Here is a 15,798-nt window from a genome sequence, read left to right as displayed (position 1 = left end):
GATTGGTTTTCATCATTACATCGGGAAGTGGGGCAGTAGAGTTTGCAGACGAGTTTAGAGTTCAGGGTTCAAAGATTGAATGCCCAATATCCAACATCCAATATTCAATATCCAGAATCCAGCATCCGGTAAAAGACATTCCTGATTACGGCTAAGCAGCTTTTTCTTTTCAGACAGCGCAAATTTACATTTTGTGTCTTATGTGTAAAGATAAATTTTGATTCAATGGAACTTCAAGCCGATTGTAAATTGGTGCGGGGGGAATGTTTATCATTTATAAAATGACACATTTTGTTCATATCACGTTTAACGAAAAATTAAGCAGGAAAAACGAAAATGACACTTTGTGAAAAGCAGGAAATTTAAAAGCTGTATTTAAAGGCTCTTTTAAATACAGCTTTCCTCTATTATTCCGTAAAATCAATTTATCAAAATTGATGGGCCAGATATTTCATTTAGCATATTCGTAGATTAGTTGGATCTCATGCTCAGATAAGACTTTGTCATATATTCTTACATCATCAATTTTTCCACTAAAGTATTCAGCACTTCCCATACTTCCTATTGTCATTATTGTTCCTGTCCATGGCGGAACTTTTCCAGTAAAATCATTTTCGTTTGAAAGAACACCATTTATAAATATTTGTAATTTGGTTCCTGTCCATTGGCAAACTAAATGTGTCCAGGTATTGAGCTTTGCTGTTTCTTTACTATCACAGATGTAATGTACAGAAGGGTAATCATGCACAAAACGACAATTATATAATAAATTGGATTTTCTTATTTTAAGGTCAAAATCGCGTTGTGGAGTTACTTTTGAAATTATGGTATTGTGAGTATCGTTTAACGCCGTTGGATAAACCCACAAGCAAACACTAAAAGCGTCCAGATTACTAAAAAAATCATGATCCTGAACGATTATGTTACTGTTTCCATTGAAAAAGTATGCCGAATTTGCCTTCCCATTTCTGTCAGTTGTAAGTTGAACTCCATTTTCAGTTCCATTATGTTGATTAATTATATCATTCGCATTACCATTAAATGGATAATAGGCAATTAAACCTGAATATACACATTCATCTACTCCATTACAAACAAATACAAAATCTTCAATCTCAAATTCATCTAGGATACCATTATTATTTAAGTCTTTCCCGTAATCAATTCGAAATCCTCCAGCTTCACAATTCTCGCCAGCAGGTTCTGGTATCATACTTAAAAGTGAATTAATTCCATTTTCGCCATTACAGATATATTTAATTACTTCAATTTCATTATGATCAAGTATGTTGTTATTGTTCAAATCTATCCCCGAAAGGACTTTATAACCTCCACTTGAGCAATTATTTCCTGCAGGTTCACTCACAAAATCTAAGAGTGATTTTTTCCCCTCTGGGCCTTCTATTTCGCATCCAACAGAAATTATCATTAAAATTAGGATGGAAAAAATAAAATAATTTGTTTTCATAATAGTAATGTTTGATTAGAGCAGTTTTAATGTTATAAATAATACATTGGGGTTTTTCTAAATTTCATTCATTTTAGATAAACCATACACTGATCGTTACCGATGTTGTTTGTATTCGAGTTTTATTTGCGGGCGTGTATTCAATGGTATGCTTTTTAGTTGCTTAAAATTAACATAACTTTTTGATATAATGTCATATTATAAAAAAAGTATGTATATGATTTTATGAATAAAGTGCACAGTATATTCCGGAAAAGTTATAGTAGAATCTGAAGGTAGAGATTCTACTTCATATAATAACATGGAGTCATTCATGGTAGCTTAGCGGTATAGAATCATACAGGATACATTCTCACTGGCTTTGATGATAGTATCGGCTAAACCGTTAAATTGTCGAACTGTATAATTGTGAACTGCGATTGATCACTTTCTTCAGTATCTGCCATCTAAAATCGTTAATCATCATTCGACATTCTCTTCTCCGGTTTTGGCAATGTTCCGGATCATTCCGTTAAAAATAAAAAAGTGGAAAGGAGAGGTGGCGATCCAGTAAAGCCGTCCCAGGATTCCCCGCGGGCGGAAAGTGGCGGTTTGGTGCAAAACATTGTTTTCGTCGATTTTGAATTCGAGCCAGGCTTCACCAGGGAGTTTCATTTCAGCAAACAAGAGCAAGCGTTTTTTTTCGCGGCTGGCGTAGAGCACCCGCCAGAAATCGAGCGCCTCGCCGGTGGCAATTTCTCCGGGCAACTTTCTTCCCCTTGCCAGTCCAACGCCGCCCAGCAGCAAATCGAACCAACCCCTTATTTTCCACAGCCAGTTGGCGTAGTAATAGCCTTTCCCTCCGCCAATCTGCCAGATGTTGTGGATTACCTGGTCTACGTTGCCGACCTTTAGCTTTTTAATGTCTTTGTAGCAGCCAAAGTTGGGCACCTCGATAAAATCGGAAAGGGTAAGCCCCAGGCTGCTGCTGATGATGGAATCTTTCCAGCTGCTCAGTACCAGGTTTTGTTTTATTCTGAGGAACGCATATTTCAGCGCCATTTGGTAGGTGATGGGCTGTATTTTCAGCAATTCGGCCAGTTGGTTGTCTTTGCAGGTAACATCGTTTTTCATGCTGTCGACCAGGCTTATCGAAAGACTGAACGAAACGGAGGTAATAAAATACAGCCAGTACGACGAAACCCGCGGCGAGATGAGCGAGGTGGTATAAACGCGGCGTTTTAATTTCCTCATTTCGGCATATTGCAGCATCATGTCCTTGTAGGTTAAAACTTCCGGGCCTCCAATGTCGTAGTTGTTCCCGTAACATTCCGTCCGGCCCAAAACCCCCACCAGAAACTGGATAACATCGCGAATGGCAATGGGTTGCGATTTTGTCAGTATCCATTTTGGGGTGATCAGTACCGGTAGCTTTTCAACAATATCGCGGATGATTTCAAACGACGCACTTCCAGAGCCCACAATAATGCCCGCCCTGAGAACGGTGAGTGCGTAATGGTTGCTGTGCAAAATCTCTTCCACCATGCGTCTCGACCGCAGGTGTTTCGAGAGGCTGTCCTGGTTCGAGATGCCACTTAAATAAATCACCTGCTTGGCCGCTGTAGCTTCAATGTGCTTTTTGAAATTTTGGGCAGCTCTCGATTCCAGTTCGTCAAATTTTGCTTTTGATGAGCTCATGGAATGAATCAGGTAGTAGGCCACATCAATGTCGGCAGGAAGAGTGCCGGGGACCACCTCGTTCAGAAAATCGATTTCGATGATCGTGATTTTTTCGAGCAGTGGTTTGTGAAGCGTGAGCCTGCTTTTTTCGCGGACACAGCACACCACTTCGTGTCCTTTGTCGATAAGGACGGGGAGAACTCTTTTGCCCACATACCCGGTAACGCCGGTCAAAAGTATCTTCATAACACGGTGCTGATGTTAGTTAAACCACTGAACGTTTCCGAAGGTTTTCCGTTTTGCAGCGGAAATGCTTTAGTAAGATACTACAAATCGGGATTCTCCGCCGGTTGAATTTTTATTTTATTGAAGAGTGGGCATAAGATCTGAATTTATTTCGGCAGGCTCTCCGTTTTTTATACCTTTACGGCCGAACATAAAAAAACATTGCTGAGAATTCAACCCATACGCTAAAGGCGGCTTGGGAACGCAAAATCTGATTACAATATAAACGCTGCTTTAAGGCGCATGTAAGTGCCTTTTAAAATTCAAACTTTCATTAACGGAAGCAGTTTGTTGTATTTAGATTTTATTAGCTCTACTTCTTATTTTCAGTATGTCCTCATAAAATTTCTTTTAACAGATTGCTTCGTGAATACAACACGAAAATGCTTATTGATAAAAATACCAGGGAAGAACTAAACCGTCTCTTCTATTTGTTAAAACTTCAGGACAGGTTTGCCAATTCATCCCTCGACAAACAGGTGAAAATAGAGCAAATTATTGCCTACCTGGAAATCGTTCACGCCGAACTAAGAAATACATCCCGCAAACGAAAGCTGGTTTTTGTAGACTGCGGTGCCGGGAATTGTTATTTGAGTTTTTTGATCTATTATTTCTACCATAAAATAGAATCGAGGGAGCTTGAGATTCATTGTGTCGACATCAATGAAAAGTTGATGCAGGCAAATCAAAAGCTGGCACAGGAAATGAATTTCCGGGATATCTATTTTCATGCGATGGATATCACTGAATTTTCCATCGCAAAAAAAATAGACATGGTGTATTCGCTGCATGCCTGCGATACGGCCACCGATAAAACAATGTATCTGGGGATAAAGAACAACGTTAAAATCATTTTGTCCGTTTCCTGCTGCCAGCATTCCATCAGTATTCAGCCGCAGTTGTTAAAATCGATGGTTCGCTACAAGTCGTTCCGTGATAAGCTGCTGATGTTTGTTGCAGACAGTTTGCGGGCATTGCTGCTTGAGAGACACAACTACAAGGTGGATATATTCGACTTTGTTTCGTCGAGGTATACCGAGAAAAACACCATGGTGCGTGCCATTAAAACAGAATTCAGGAAACAGATCGACGAACGCGAAGAATACCGGAAGCTAAGCAGGGAATTCAATACAAAACCCTACCTGGAAAAGCTGTTGCTGGAAGAAGAGCCTGGTTATTGATTGTTGTCTGCCGGTGATTTCACTGCCCCTCGTTGTTGCGGGGAGTAGTGGAGTTCGCCAGGCGCAATGTGGGCTAGCGAGAAAGATGAAAGCAATGCTGCGGAATGTATTTTTTGCAGCTTTTTAAAAACGTTTTTCTTGTTATCTTCGGAAAACTAAAAAATAAATCACCGGCTCCTGAAATAGATTCAATTATGAACAAACTAAACCCGGATACCCTTTTACCCGGTTGTGGTAAGTTTTCACTGGCCGGAAACTCACTGACGATAATAATAAACTAAAAACAAAACCTTTAAATTTTATTTCCATGAAGCAGTTGGTATTGACAATAATTCTTTCAGTCACTGTTTTTTCTTTCTCTTTAGCACAAGATTCATCCTATCCCAAAGGGGCATACATGAGTTTCGATGAGATTGTGAACCGAAGTCCTTCCGTGCAAATCGACCTGGGAGTGATGAAAAGAACAAAAGGAGACATCAAAATGGTGGGAGGCAACGACTATAAATTAACTTCGGAAGACAAGGCTGTGAAGAGCAAATATCTGAAAAAAGAAATCTGGGCTTATTCTTTAGGCGACACCCTGTATCTGAATTGCTTCCACTACGAAGTACAGCCTTGGTATGCTGCGGTTATCAGCGATGGGGATTACCTTGTTTTCAGAGGCGGACTCTCGCAAAACTTGGAGGAGCAAGAACGACAAATGCAAATGGGCTATTCTTTTGGGGCCGTTGGAGGCGCCCTTGCCGGGGCAAAACTCGCGCTTCTTCGTTTCCTTTATGCAGTAGATAAAAATACCCATCAGATTATTACGGTAACTTCCGAGTCTTTACGCGGGCTGTTGCAGAAAAATAATGAATTATTGAACCGCTTTGAGGAGGAAGCCAATAAAGAGTCGGAGGAAGTTCTGCTTAAGTATTTGCAATTATTAAACGGACAATAACACCGGTGCTCCATAAAACATAAGTTGATGTTAAAGACTCAAATATATCGCTTGGTTGAGAAAGGTGCTCATGGACAAAGGCTGAATAGATTCTTTGATTTTTTCATATTATCGATGATTCTGTTATGTGTCGTCTCTATTATTTTGGAATCCATACCAGAGGTAAATGAGCGTTATGGCCTTCTGCTAAAGAGGTTTGATTTGCTTTCAATCATTGTATTTTCAGTGGAATATTTAATGAGGTTGTATGTCTCAGATTTGACACATCCTTCCGGGAATCGAATAAAATCGGCTTTTCGGTTCATTTTTTCTGCTTACGGCCTGATTGATTTATTGGCAATTCTACCCTTCTATTTGCCAATGCTGATTAAAATGGATTTAAGATTCTTAAGAGCCTTGCGCTTGACAAGATTCCTGAGGATTCTGAAAATTAATAGGTACAATGATTCCTTGAATGTGATTTGGATAGTGATTAAAGAAAAGAAATCAGAGTTAGCTGTAACTGGTTTCTTAGCCTTCTTGATTCTTTTGTTGGCATCGTTCATAATGTATTATGTTGAGGGAGCAGAACAACCTGACCAATTCCCCAATATATTAGCCGCATTTTGGTGGGCAGTAGCAACATTGACAACCGTAGGGTATGGAGATGTTTACCCAATAACCGGGTTCGGAAAAATGATTAGTGGCTTGATTGCAGTTTTAGGTATTGGACTGGTTGCTCTTCCTACAGGGTTGATAAGTGCAGGATTCATTAGTAAAATAGAAACTAAAAAGAAGACCGAAAAGAATAACATGTGTCCTCATTGCGGGAAAGAAATAGGCGGATAGGAGGGAGTGGCTTATAGCTATGTGCCAGTATTTATAAAAGCGGATTGGGTAGTAAGTATAAAATGATTACATTCAAAACCAGCTAAAAGATCATCACCTACAATCCAGTAACCGATAACAATGAAGAATATTGTAGCCCTTCTGTTCTTGTTTCTTTCGGTCAGTTCCATTGCTCAAATTAGCCGCAAGGATATGACCTTGTTTTATAGGTGCTTTATTATGAAAAATAGTTTCAAACTACAGATACTTTCCGTCGTATTGCTCTTTATAAGCGGCGGATGCTCAACACAATGGACAAAAGCAATACAGCGTGGCAAAATATCTAGTGAAGCGTTTCATGAAAATGTAAGCGTGGAAATTCAAAAAAAACTGATATTGGTACCGGTTACAATCCGTGGAAAACAGTATCGCTTTTTATTCGACACTGGCGCTCCCTTTAGCATTTCATCTTATCTTCAAAAAGAGTATGGCTTTAAAAAAGTCAGTAGCGGAAGTATCCGGGACAGTGATCACAACAGACAGAAAGTTGACTGGGTGCAGGTTGATTCAGTAAGCATTGGCAGTGTAGCCTTTGTGAACCAAACGGCATTTGTTGCAGACTTTGAGGCCAACCCGGTTATAAGCTGCCTGGGAATTGACGGTATTATCGGCTCGAACCTTATACGGCATTGCAACTGGACAATTGACCAGGAGCAGAAACTTCTCACTTTTGACAGTAATATTGATGCCTTGGCGTTGAAAGAATCGGTATCTATTCCTTTCGAAACCGATCACCAATACAATATCTTTATTGATGTGAATTTAGGACAAGCACGGGTGAAAAATTTGTTACTGGATTATGGTTCCAACGGATCGGTAGCATTAAACAAAGAAGTATTTGCCACGCTCAAAGAACATGCGGTATTGGGCAATACTTTCAAGGAAAAAGGAATTCAACAAACCGGTATTATTGGTGAATCGGTTGTGCTTAGCCGTGAAATAACCTGGTCAGACTCGCTTCGGATAGGTCATTTGAATCCCGAAAATGTTCTGTTAAAAACAGGAAAGACAGACTTGATTGGAAATGATTTCTTGTCGCGATTTCGTGTCACTATCGATTGGGAAAATAAACGACTTTACTTGAGTGAAACAGGAACACAACAAGCAATTAGCGGCTCTTTTGGCTTTCGGATAGGTACTTCACCTAAAAATGGAATTTATATACAATCGGTAACAGAAAACTCACCCGCACACAAAAAAGGAATAGAGCCTAACATGAAAGTGACAAAAGTTGATAACCTCGATTTTGAGAAGGATCATGATTTCTGTGATTATATGAGTTATGAGCCGGGAGACACGGTTTTCCTAGAGGTAGTTGATGCTGAAGGGAAAAAACGGGAATTCCGGATTGAAAAAGCGGTACTGAAATAACTGCCAAGAGAATCTCTCTCTGCGGATCGGTTCTTTTTCCAAAATAAAATCCTTTTTTCTGGCTCACCGGTTTTCATTCTGCATTGAAATGATATTTTTGCAGCTTAAATAATTAGTATTCCGGATTGAGCCAGCCACGTAAAAATACCGTACTCGTTCTTTTGCTTTCTGCGATTTTCGCAGGTTTTTCGTATTCCGCCCAGGCGCAGGACAGCCTTTATCAGGTAAGCGTACAAAATCACCTTGCTGAACTAGACACCTGGAGTAAGCTGATGATCGTTTCCGACAGTTCATCTTTCAATTATACAAACTCAGGCAATGCTTTGTCAGCAGATTTCCAAAACCTGGAATGGACGGTTTTTCAAGAGGAACTTCCCGGCTTTACTTCTTTCTATCACTTTTTCAATGAATTGCCACTTTCCGGCAAACAAAATTTACTCCGTGCTTTTGCCTGTTACGAGCCGTTGCTGGAGAAGCAAATTCAGGCAGCCGGATTGCCTGCTGAGTTGAAGTACCTGCCCATGGCCTTGTCGTTGATGAACACGGCCGCGACAGGAAACGATAAAAAAGCCGGACTCTGGCAGTTGACCCATTTTCAGGGTGTATTGAATGGCCTGGAGATTAACCGTTTGGTAGACGAACGCCTGAAAACAGAAGAGGCAACCCGGGCTGCTGTGGCAGAAATCAAAAAAAGTACACAGGTTTTTGGCACATCAGAGTTGGGAATACTTGCTTTTTTAGCCGGAAATACCGCCGTGCGAAATGCTGTGGCACGCTGCGGCGGCAGTATTTCGGTAGAAAAGCTTCTGCCGCTTTTGCCTGCACCGGTTTCACAAACACTGGCAGCCTGGCAGGCACTGGCTGTTTTTCAAAACAGGTATAAATCGGGCACTGCGCCTGTTTTTCTGACGACCGATACGGTTTGGGTACGGCAAAAAATGCATTTGCAACAGGTGTCCCAGGTGATAAATATTTCTTTGCAAAGCCTTCAGAAGTTGAACCCGCAGTTCCGGTACTCGATTATCCCGGGCGATAAAAACGAAGCTTTGCTGCTTCCCGGGGGGATGCAAGAAGACTACATTCTTTGGCAGGATTCTGTTTTTAATGCTTACGACTCAACACTGTTTGAGGTGGTGGCGCAGAAAGTGGAATATGCACCGGCACCCACGCGGCAATACATTGGAGAGAAAGTAAAAGACCTGGAAATAGAAGGGAAAGTAAAAATCAAATACACCCTGCAACGCGGTGATGTGTTGGGCTACATTGCCGAGGATTACAACGTACAGGTGGAAGATCTGAAATACTGGAACAATATTTACAACGAGCGGAAAATTCAGGCAGGGCAACAGCTAGCGATTTTTGTAGACGAAAACGAAGCGGATTATTACCGGAGTCTGCAAAAACAGCCTTCCGGAAAAGCAGGGCAGGGAACCGCTGCGGCCAGTCAGCAAAAGGCCTGGGAGATACCTGCTTCGGCGCATAAGGTGGAGCATGTGGTAAAAAGCGGCGAGTCGCCTTATGTAATTGCCAAAAAATACGGTGGCGTAACTCCCGAAGCCATTCTTTACTGGAACGGTATTGACGATGCGCGAAAAATTCAGATCGGACAAAAACTAACCATATACGTAAGCGAATGAAACCCATAAAGACACTTTTTTTTACACTTGGCGTGTTTGTGCTCCTGGCCGGAACGATGTGGATCACCCCGGAAGCTGGGGTGAAAGTGGGGAGTTTTACTTTCCATATGCCCACTTTTGAGGATATGTTGCTGAGCCAACAGGAAGAGTACGCCGATATTTCGGACCTGGTAAGCCATCAGTTTGAAATTGATTCGGAGGTGGAAATTGAGATGGACACTACCATGGCCGGAGAAACTACTACCGAAGTGGTGCATGGTGCCGATTACGATGAGTTGGTGAAGTCGATCCGGAAACTGGAAATGAACCACGAGGGGCGAAAGAACCTGGAGAAATTCTTTGGGCATCTTCAAAACGATTCGCTGGTTCGGATCATGCACTATGGCGACAGCCAGATTGAGGGAGACCGGATTACTTCGTTTGTACGAAATAAATTACAGGTTCGTTTTGGCGGAACAGGGGTTGGTTTGCGCCCGGCGCTTCAGCCCTATGACTATGTTTTCAGCGCCAAACAAGAGAATACCGGTAACTGGAAACGTTACCCGATCTACGGAAATGTAGACACGATGGTAACGCACAACAACTACGGCGTAATGGGGGCTTTTTCGCGCTATGCACCTTTGACTCCCGATTCGGTGCCTTTCCGCGATTCGATCTGGTACGAAGCCGAAATGAATGTTTCGAAATCGGATATTTCGTATGTGAAAACACGGGAGTACGAACACATGCGCTTTTTCTACGGCAATGCCAAAAGCCCGGTGGCGCTTACGGTTATTGCCCGCGGCGATACGGTTTTAACCCAAACTTTGCCTGCCAACCTGGGCTACGGAGTGGTGGAAAGCGACCTCCCGGATTCAACCAGCAGTATAACGCTGCGTTTTGCCGGCTACGACAGTCCTGATATTTACGGAATTGAACTGGCTTCGCGATCGGGAGTGATCATGGATAACATCGCCCTGCGTGGCAGTTCGGGGACCATTTTCACCCGCACCAATTTTGAACACGACCTGCAAATGTACCGCGACCTTGATCCCCGTTTGTTTATCCTGCAATTTGGTGGAAACGTAATGCCGTACATCAAGGATGTGAAAGCGATCGACCGTTACGGACGCTGGTTTGGCAACCAAATCAAGCGGATCCAGGAACTGTGTCCCGAAGCAGCGATTATTGTGATCGGGCCAAGTGATATGTCAACCAAAGAAAAAGACCGTTATGTTACCTACGAACATTTGCCCAAGGTGGTAGAGGCGCTCAAAAAGGTAACGCTTGCCAATGGCGCCGCCTACTGGGATATGTACCGTGCAATGGGCGGCCACAACAGTATGCCGTCGTGGGTGAACGCCGTTCCCGAATTGGCCCGCCCCGATTATGTGCATTTCTCGCCCAAAGGAGCTAGGCTGGTGGCCAATATGTTCTACAATGCCCTGATTTTTGAATTCAATAATTATCTGGAGGAGGAGATTTGATGGGAGGAGTAAGGAGTTCAGAGTTTAGAGTTCAGAGTTCAGAGTTCAGGGTTCAAAGCCTGAAGAAAAGTGTAAAAGTTGTTTGCTTTTTTATCGCGCTTTTCATTGTTTCTCAATTTGCGGCTGTTGCACAGGAGGAGGCTTATTTCTACCGCGTAAACCCGTACAATTTTATTCGGTACGATCTGAATGAAATGCATTTTCCGGGGAAACGTACTTCGATCGATCGCTTCTATTCAAAGCTGGAGAAACAAATAACTTCGGGGGAAGGGCGGATAAATATTGTTCATATCGGGGGCTCGCATATTCAGGCGGGTACTTTCTCTGGGCAGATGCGGAACCGTTTTCAAACCCTCAACGGAGAAATGAATGCCGGCTGGGGTTACATGTTTCCCTACCGGATTTCGCGCACCAATTCGCCTTTTGGCTATTACATCCGCCATACCGGTAGCTGGCAGAGCTTTCGAAATGTGGAAAGCCGAAAAAGCGGAACACTCGGAGTAGGAGGGATGTCGGCAACAACGAACTCTACCAAAGCAGAGCTAACCATTTTGCTTGAAAAGGAAAACAGACTGGATTATCGTTTCAATCAATTCAGGGTTTATTACGAGAATAAAGGAAAAAATTACGAGTTGTCGGTTGATCCGGCGATTCTTGATACTGTTTCGGCAGGTGACGGATACCTGGATTTTTCGCTGAATACTTATGTCGACAGTTTAACGCTGAGCCTGACGCGAAAAAGCGGCTCCACCGGAAGTTTTACCTTATTTGGAATTACTACTGAATCGGCGCCCAACGGTATTATGTACCACAGCATTGGGGTGAACGGTGCGCACGTGCCTGCTTATTTGCGCTGCCAGCTTTTTGAAAAGCAACTGGCAGAGCTAAAGCCCGACCTGGTGATACTCGGAATCGGGATCAACGATGCGTACGGAAGACGGTTTTCGCAGGATCGTTTTGAAGATCATTACGATCAGCTGATAGATGAAATTAAACGGGCGGCACCGGATGCTGCCATTGTTTTTACCACCAATAACGACAGCTATTTATACCGGCGCTATGTGAATAAAAACGGCGAGAAAGTGCGCGAAAGCATGTTTCGGATGGCCGCGAAATACAACGCAGGTGTATGGGACATGTTCTCGGTGATGGGAGGGCTGAACTCGATCGTTTTGTGGCAGAAAAACCAGTTGGCACAAAGCGACAAAATTCATTTTACCCGCGAGGGATACCTGTTAATTGGCGACTTGTTTTTCAATGCAATCATGCAGGATTTTGAGCATTACCTTGGCGCGCGCAAAGAGGTTTATGTGGATCGTTTGGGAGCCGGCAAAACAGAAACAACTGATAATTAAAATCACTGACTTTGGACTTACTTCAACAAATAGATATAGCAGAAGCCTTGCGGAGCATTTTTCTCTACAACGAAACCGCACCGCTGATTTTTACCCGCTTCTTTTTCTGGGCGTTTTTTGCGGTGGTATTACTGGGATACTCGCTGGTTTACAAAAACAAAAACCGCAGTATCAGGGCAGGCTACCTGTTTTTTGTGAGTTTGTTCTTCTATTATAAATCCAGCGGTTTCTTCTTTTTTATACTGCTGTTTAGTACGCTGGTCGACTATTTTATTGGCAAGAGCATTTACCGCTCGCAAAACGAATTTGTCAGAAAATTATTAATCGCCGTTAGTGTGGTCGTTAACCTGAGTTTGCTGGCATATTTTAAATACGCTTACTTTTTTGTTGACAGTCTGAATGTGATGTTAGGTACCAATTGGCAGGTGATCAACCATCTGGCACTGTGGGCCAACGATGCTACGGGAACACATTTCAATGTAAACCAGATTCTGTTGCCGGTGGGAATTTCGTTTTTTACCTTTCAAACCATCAGTTACTCGGTAGATGTGTACCGAAGGGAAACCGAGCCGGTGAAAAACCTGATCGATTTTGGCTTTTATGTGTCCTTTTTCCCTCAGTTGGTGGCGGGCCCTATTGTGCGCGCTTCCGGCTTTATCAAACAGATATACGAAGATTTTCACCTGACAAGGGCCGAATTTGGCTGGGCCATTTTTATGATTCTGAAGGGACTGGTTAAGAAGATATTTATCGGCGATTTTATTGCCGTGAATTTTGTGGACCGTGTGTTTTCAGATCCCATCACCTATTCAGGTTTTGAAAACCTGATGGCTTTGTTTGGCTATTCACTCCAGGTGTATGTCGATTTTTCGGGTTATACCGATATTGCCATCGGTGTGGCCTTGTTGATGGGCTATCGTTTGCCGCAAAACTTTAATTCGCCTTACAAAGCCAAGAATGTGGGGGAATTCTGGCAGCGTTGGCACATGTCACTTTCATCGTGGCTGAAAGATTACCTGTACATTCCGATTGGCGGAAACAGGGGTGGTTCCACATTTAGTTACATTAGTTTGGGGGTGATTCTGGCCATCATTGTTTTGCTGGCCGGTAAACTGATCCTGGTTCCGATTCTGGCAGGCGTTGTGATCGTTTTGGCCGTTCTGGCAAAATTTTCACCTCAGGTAAAACGAAGCATCGACACAAAAATCAACCTGATGCTGACCATGTTGCTGGGCGGATTGTGGCACGGCGCTTCGTGGCAGTTTATCATCTGGGGTGGTTTGAACGGGATTGGGCTGGTAGTGTACAAAGCCTGGCGGAAAATCAGCCCGTGGGAAAAGTACAGCAATGTTTGGGCAAACATTTGGAAGATAACGATCACTTTCTGTTTTATCACGTTCACCCGAGTGTTTTTTAGGTCAGAATCGATGGAGGTGGTAAACGGAATGTTGCACCAGATCAGTATGGCCATGGATCTGTCGCTGGTCCCGAAAGTGTTGGTAGCCTATAAATGGGTGTTTCTGGTAATGTTGTTTGGTTTTGTGATTCACTGGTTAAGCGACCGATGGAAAGAACGGATTAAAGACTGGTTTGTGGCTTCACCACTTTGGGTGCAGATGGTTTTGGCAGCTGTTACGGTGGTGGTGGTGTATCAATCTATTTCTTCGGACATGCAACCCTTTATTTATTTCCAGTTTTAGGAAGCTACTCAAATCGCATAGGAATAGGCTTGGAAGGATCAAACGAATTGAACCTTTGTTTGGATTGTTCGTCGAGGATGAAGCCCAAAAAACCGACATCTTTGGGATGGAAAGGATAGAAAGCAAGTCGCAAGCGGAACGTTTCAAAAACAAGGTTTTCGTTGTGTAGTCGCAGTCCCAATCCAATTCCCGAATAATAGTTTTCCCTGAAAATGAGGTTTTGGTTAGAGCCAATGATTCCGAGATCGGCAAAGCCAAATACTGCCATGTTAAATTTGTAGAACTGGTGCGGTAAAAAGACGACATGCTCCAGTTTTAGCGTCAGTCTTTGTTTGCCGGTGGCGGCTCTGCTGTTAAAACCCCGGATGTGTTCGTCTCCACGTAAAGTGAGGTTTTCTATTTCAAAACGCCTGATCCCAAGGGTATAATCAACGTTCAGGAAGGAACGGACTCTTTTTTTTCCGGCGGTCGACAATTTTGAAATAAACTGAAGCCCACCCCTGATCATACATTCTTCCATCCGGTTGTCTTTCAGATAACCGCCAAAGCCGGTTGAAAGGTACAGGTAGCCTTTCTGGCTAAGCAGCAGGTTTCCGTTGGAAGACGCAAACTGAAAGTAATGCCGGTCTCCGAATTCGTTGGCTTCGTAGCCATAAAGAATCTCGTTTTTGAATCCTTCCGGAATATCCTCTGTAATTCCGTAGCTGTAAATCAACTGGTCCTGAATGTATCTTCGTTGGGAGAGGACAAGGCCCGCCATGTAAAGGGTTCGGTTGGCAAAAAAAGGCTTTAAGTCGGGCTCCATCACCGGGTTTTCAAAAAAATGCAATCCATGAATTCCTGTGGTTACCGTAAGTTGAGTCAGATGGTCCTGGTTGTCTTTCAGGTTAAAGGCACGGCCGGCCCAAAAACTGTTGTAAGATTCGTTTAAAGGGTCTTCCATAATCAACTGGCCGTCTTCAATAATACGGTCGGTTCTGAACAGCCGGGTTGTATGAATGCCGTAGCCCCATTTTATCTCGTTGGTTAAGAATGGTTTGTTAAGGTCAAACACAAAACCTTCTTGTCTGAAGGTGTTTAAATACCCCAGTTGGAGATCGAGGAATTTACCCCCGATGTTATTGATCTTGTAAAAGGTTTCCAGCCCCAGGTAAGGTTCTTTGCTAATATGCCCGACAAATTTCACGGAAACCTCGTGCCCAATACCAAAAATGTTCTTGTTGTAAATACGTATGTCGCCGGATTGTGATCCGCTAACACCTCCCGAAACACCAAACGAAAACCTGTCTTTTGTAACCAGAGTGATATTGACAAAACCCGTATAGAGACTGTCTTGCTCTACCAGGAACAGGGCATCTTTTATATAAGGCAACTGACGAATAAGCCTTTCGTTTTCGTACATTTCTTCTGCATCCAGTACGTCGCCAACCTTAATGATCAGCTGTTTTTGTATGGTTTTAAGATTGGATTTGGTATGGATGGCATTGGCCGTTCTTTCCATCCAGCTGTCGGCTTTTCTGGTAGTGTCGGTACAGGTGGGGCCAAAAACATCCAGCGGCAGAATTGAAATGCTGGCAATAATTTTTCCTTCGTACGGATTGTAATAGTCCAAAGCCAGCGCCTTCTTGTCAACATAAGGCCGGCGGGGTGTGATCAGGACATCGTACAGCCAACTGGTAAATTTCCGTTGATTAGCTCTGTACTCAAGGCTGTCGTAGAAAACTTGCTGTTTCAGGCTTTTTTGCAGAAGTACTGTATCGGGCATTATTATCTGGGCACAGGCAGGCCTGATCCCCAAAATAAGGATCCCCAGTAACGGCAATATGTACAGTGCATTCTTCATAGCAAAAACCCGGTACGATCAGCATT

11 protein-coding genes are annotated in these 15,798 nt (G+C 43.1%); 8 read left to right on the top strand and 3 right to left on the bottom strand.

The genetic code is table 11. The features are described 5' to 3' along the window. Positions 1 to 451: 451 nt before the first annotated feature. Both INQ51_RS09565 and INQ51_RS09560 read right to left on the bottom strand, forming a co-directional pair. A complete protein-coding gene (locus INQ51_RS09565; RefSeq protein ID WP_233377748.1) occupies positions 452 to 1,468 on the bottom strand; it encodes a LamG domain-containing protein in 1,017 nt (338 codons plus the stop codon). 462 nt (positions 1,469 to 1,930) lie between these two features. After that, positions 1,931 to 3,373, bottom strand: coding sequence for an SDR family oxidoreductase (locus tag INQ51_RS09560; protein ID WP_233377747.1), 1,443 nt, complete (start codon positions 3,371 to 3,373; stop codon positions 1,931 to 1,933). Positions 3,374 to 3,795: 422 nt separating this feature from the next. Here INQ51_RS09560 and INQ51_RS09555 point away from each other — a divergent pair, with 422 nt between their 5' ends. From INQ51_RS09555 to INQ51_RS09520, 8 genes are all read left to right on the top strand, one after another. Beyond that, positions 3,796 to 4,593, top strand: a complete 798-nt coding sequence (locus INQ51_RS09555; RefSeq protein WP_233377746.1) for a class I SAM-dependent methyltransferase — start codon at positions 3,796 to 3,798, stop codon at positions 4,591 to 4,593. A gap of 307 nt (positions 4,594 to 4,900) precedes the next feature. Next, positions 4,901 to 5,533 carry a DUF6563 family protein gene (locus INQ51_RS09550; protein WP_233377745.1) on the top strand — a complete coding sequence of 211 codons (633 nt, stop codon included), beginning with the start codon at positions 4,901 to 4,903 and terminating at the stop codon, positions 5,531 to 5,533. 27 nt (positions 5,534 to 5,560) lie between these two features. Then, a complete protein-coding gene (locus tag INQ51_RS09545; RefSeq protein ID WP_233377744.1) occupies positions 5,561 to 6,361 on the top strand; it encodes an ion transporter in 801 nt (266 codons plus the stop codon). 219 nt (positions 6,362 to 6,580) lie between these two features. Then, positions 6,581 to 7,771, top strand: a complete 1,191-nt coding sequence (locus INQ51_RS09540; RefSeq protein ID WP_233377743.1) for an aspartyl protease family protein — start codon at positions 6,581 to 6,583, stop codon at positions 7,769 to 7,771. Between the two features lie 125 nt (positions 7,772 to 7,896). Then, positions 7,897 to 9,408 (top strand): LysM peptidoglycan-binding domain-containing protein, encoded by a 1,512-nt coding sequence (locus INQ51_RS09535; protein ID WP_233377742.1) that lies wholly within the window; start codon positions 7,897 to 7,899, stop codon positions 9,406 to 9,408. Beyond that, positions 9,405 to 10,874 carry a GDSL-type esterase/lipase family protein gene (locus tag INQ51_RS09530; RefSeq protein WP_233377741.1) on the top strand — a complete coding sequence of 490 codons (1,470 nt, stop codon included), beginning with the start codon at positions 9,405 to 9,407 and terminating at the stop codon, positions 10,872 to 10,874. Before INQ51_RS09535 ends, INQ51_RS09530 begins: the two co-directional genes overlap by 4 nt. After that, complete coding sequence (locus INQ51_RS09525; protein ID WP_233377740.1) at positions 10,874 to 12,229, top strand: GDSL-type esterase/lipase family protein; 1,356 nt, start codon at positions 10,874 to 10,876, stop codon at positions 12,227 to 12,229. The genes INQ51_RS09530 and INQ51_RS09525 overlap by 1 nt, the downstream gene beginning before the upstream one ends. An 11-nt stretch (positions 12,230 to 12,240) precedes the next feature. Then, positions 12,241 to 13,929: an MBOAT family O-acyltransferase gene (locus tag INQ51_RS09520; protein WP_233377739.1), complete on the top strand. Its 1,689-nt coding sequence runs from the start codon at positions 12,241 to 12,243 to the stop codon at positions 13,927 to 13,929. A gap of 4 nt (positions 13,930 to 13,933) precedes the next feature. Here the strand turns inward: INQ51_RS09520 and INQ51_RS09515 are convergent, their stop codons facing one another. Then, positions 13,934 to 15,772, bottom strand: coding sequence for a hypothetical protein (locus INQ51_RS09515; RefSeq protein ID WP_233377738.1), 1,839 nt, complete (start codon positions 15,770 to 15,772; stop codon positions 13,934 to 13,936). Positions 15,773 to 15,798: the final 26 nt, after the last annotated feature.

Source organism: Maribellus sp. CM-23 (genome assembly GCF_021354595.1).
Taxonomy (GTDB): Bacteria; Bacteroidota; Bacteroidia; order Bacteroidales; family Prolixibacteraceae; genus Draconibacterium.
This window is presented reverse-complemented; position numbering and strand designations above follow the sequence as displayed.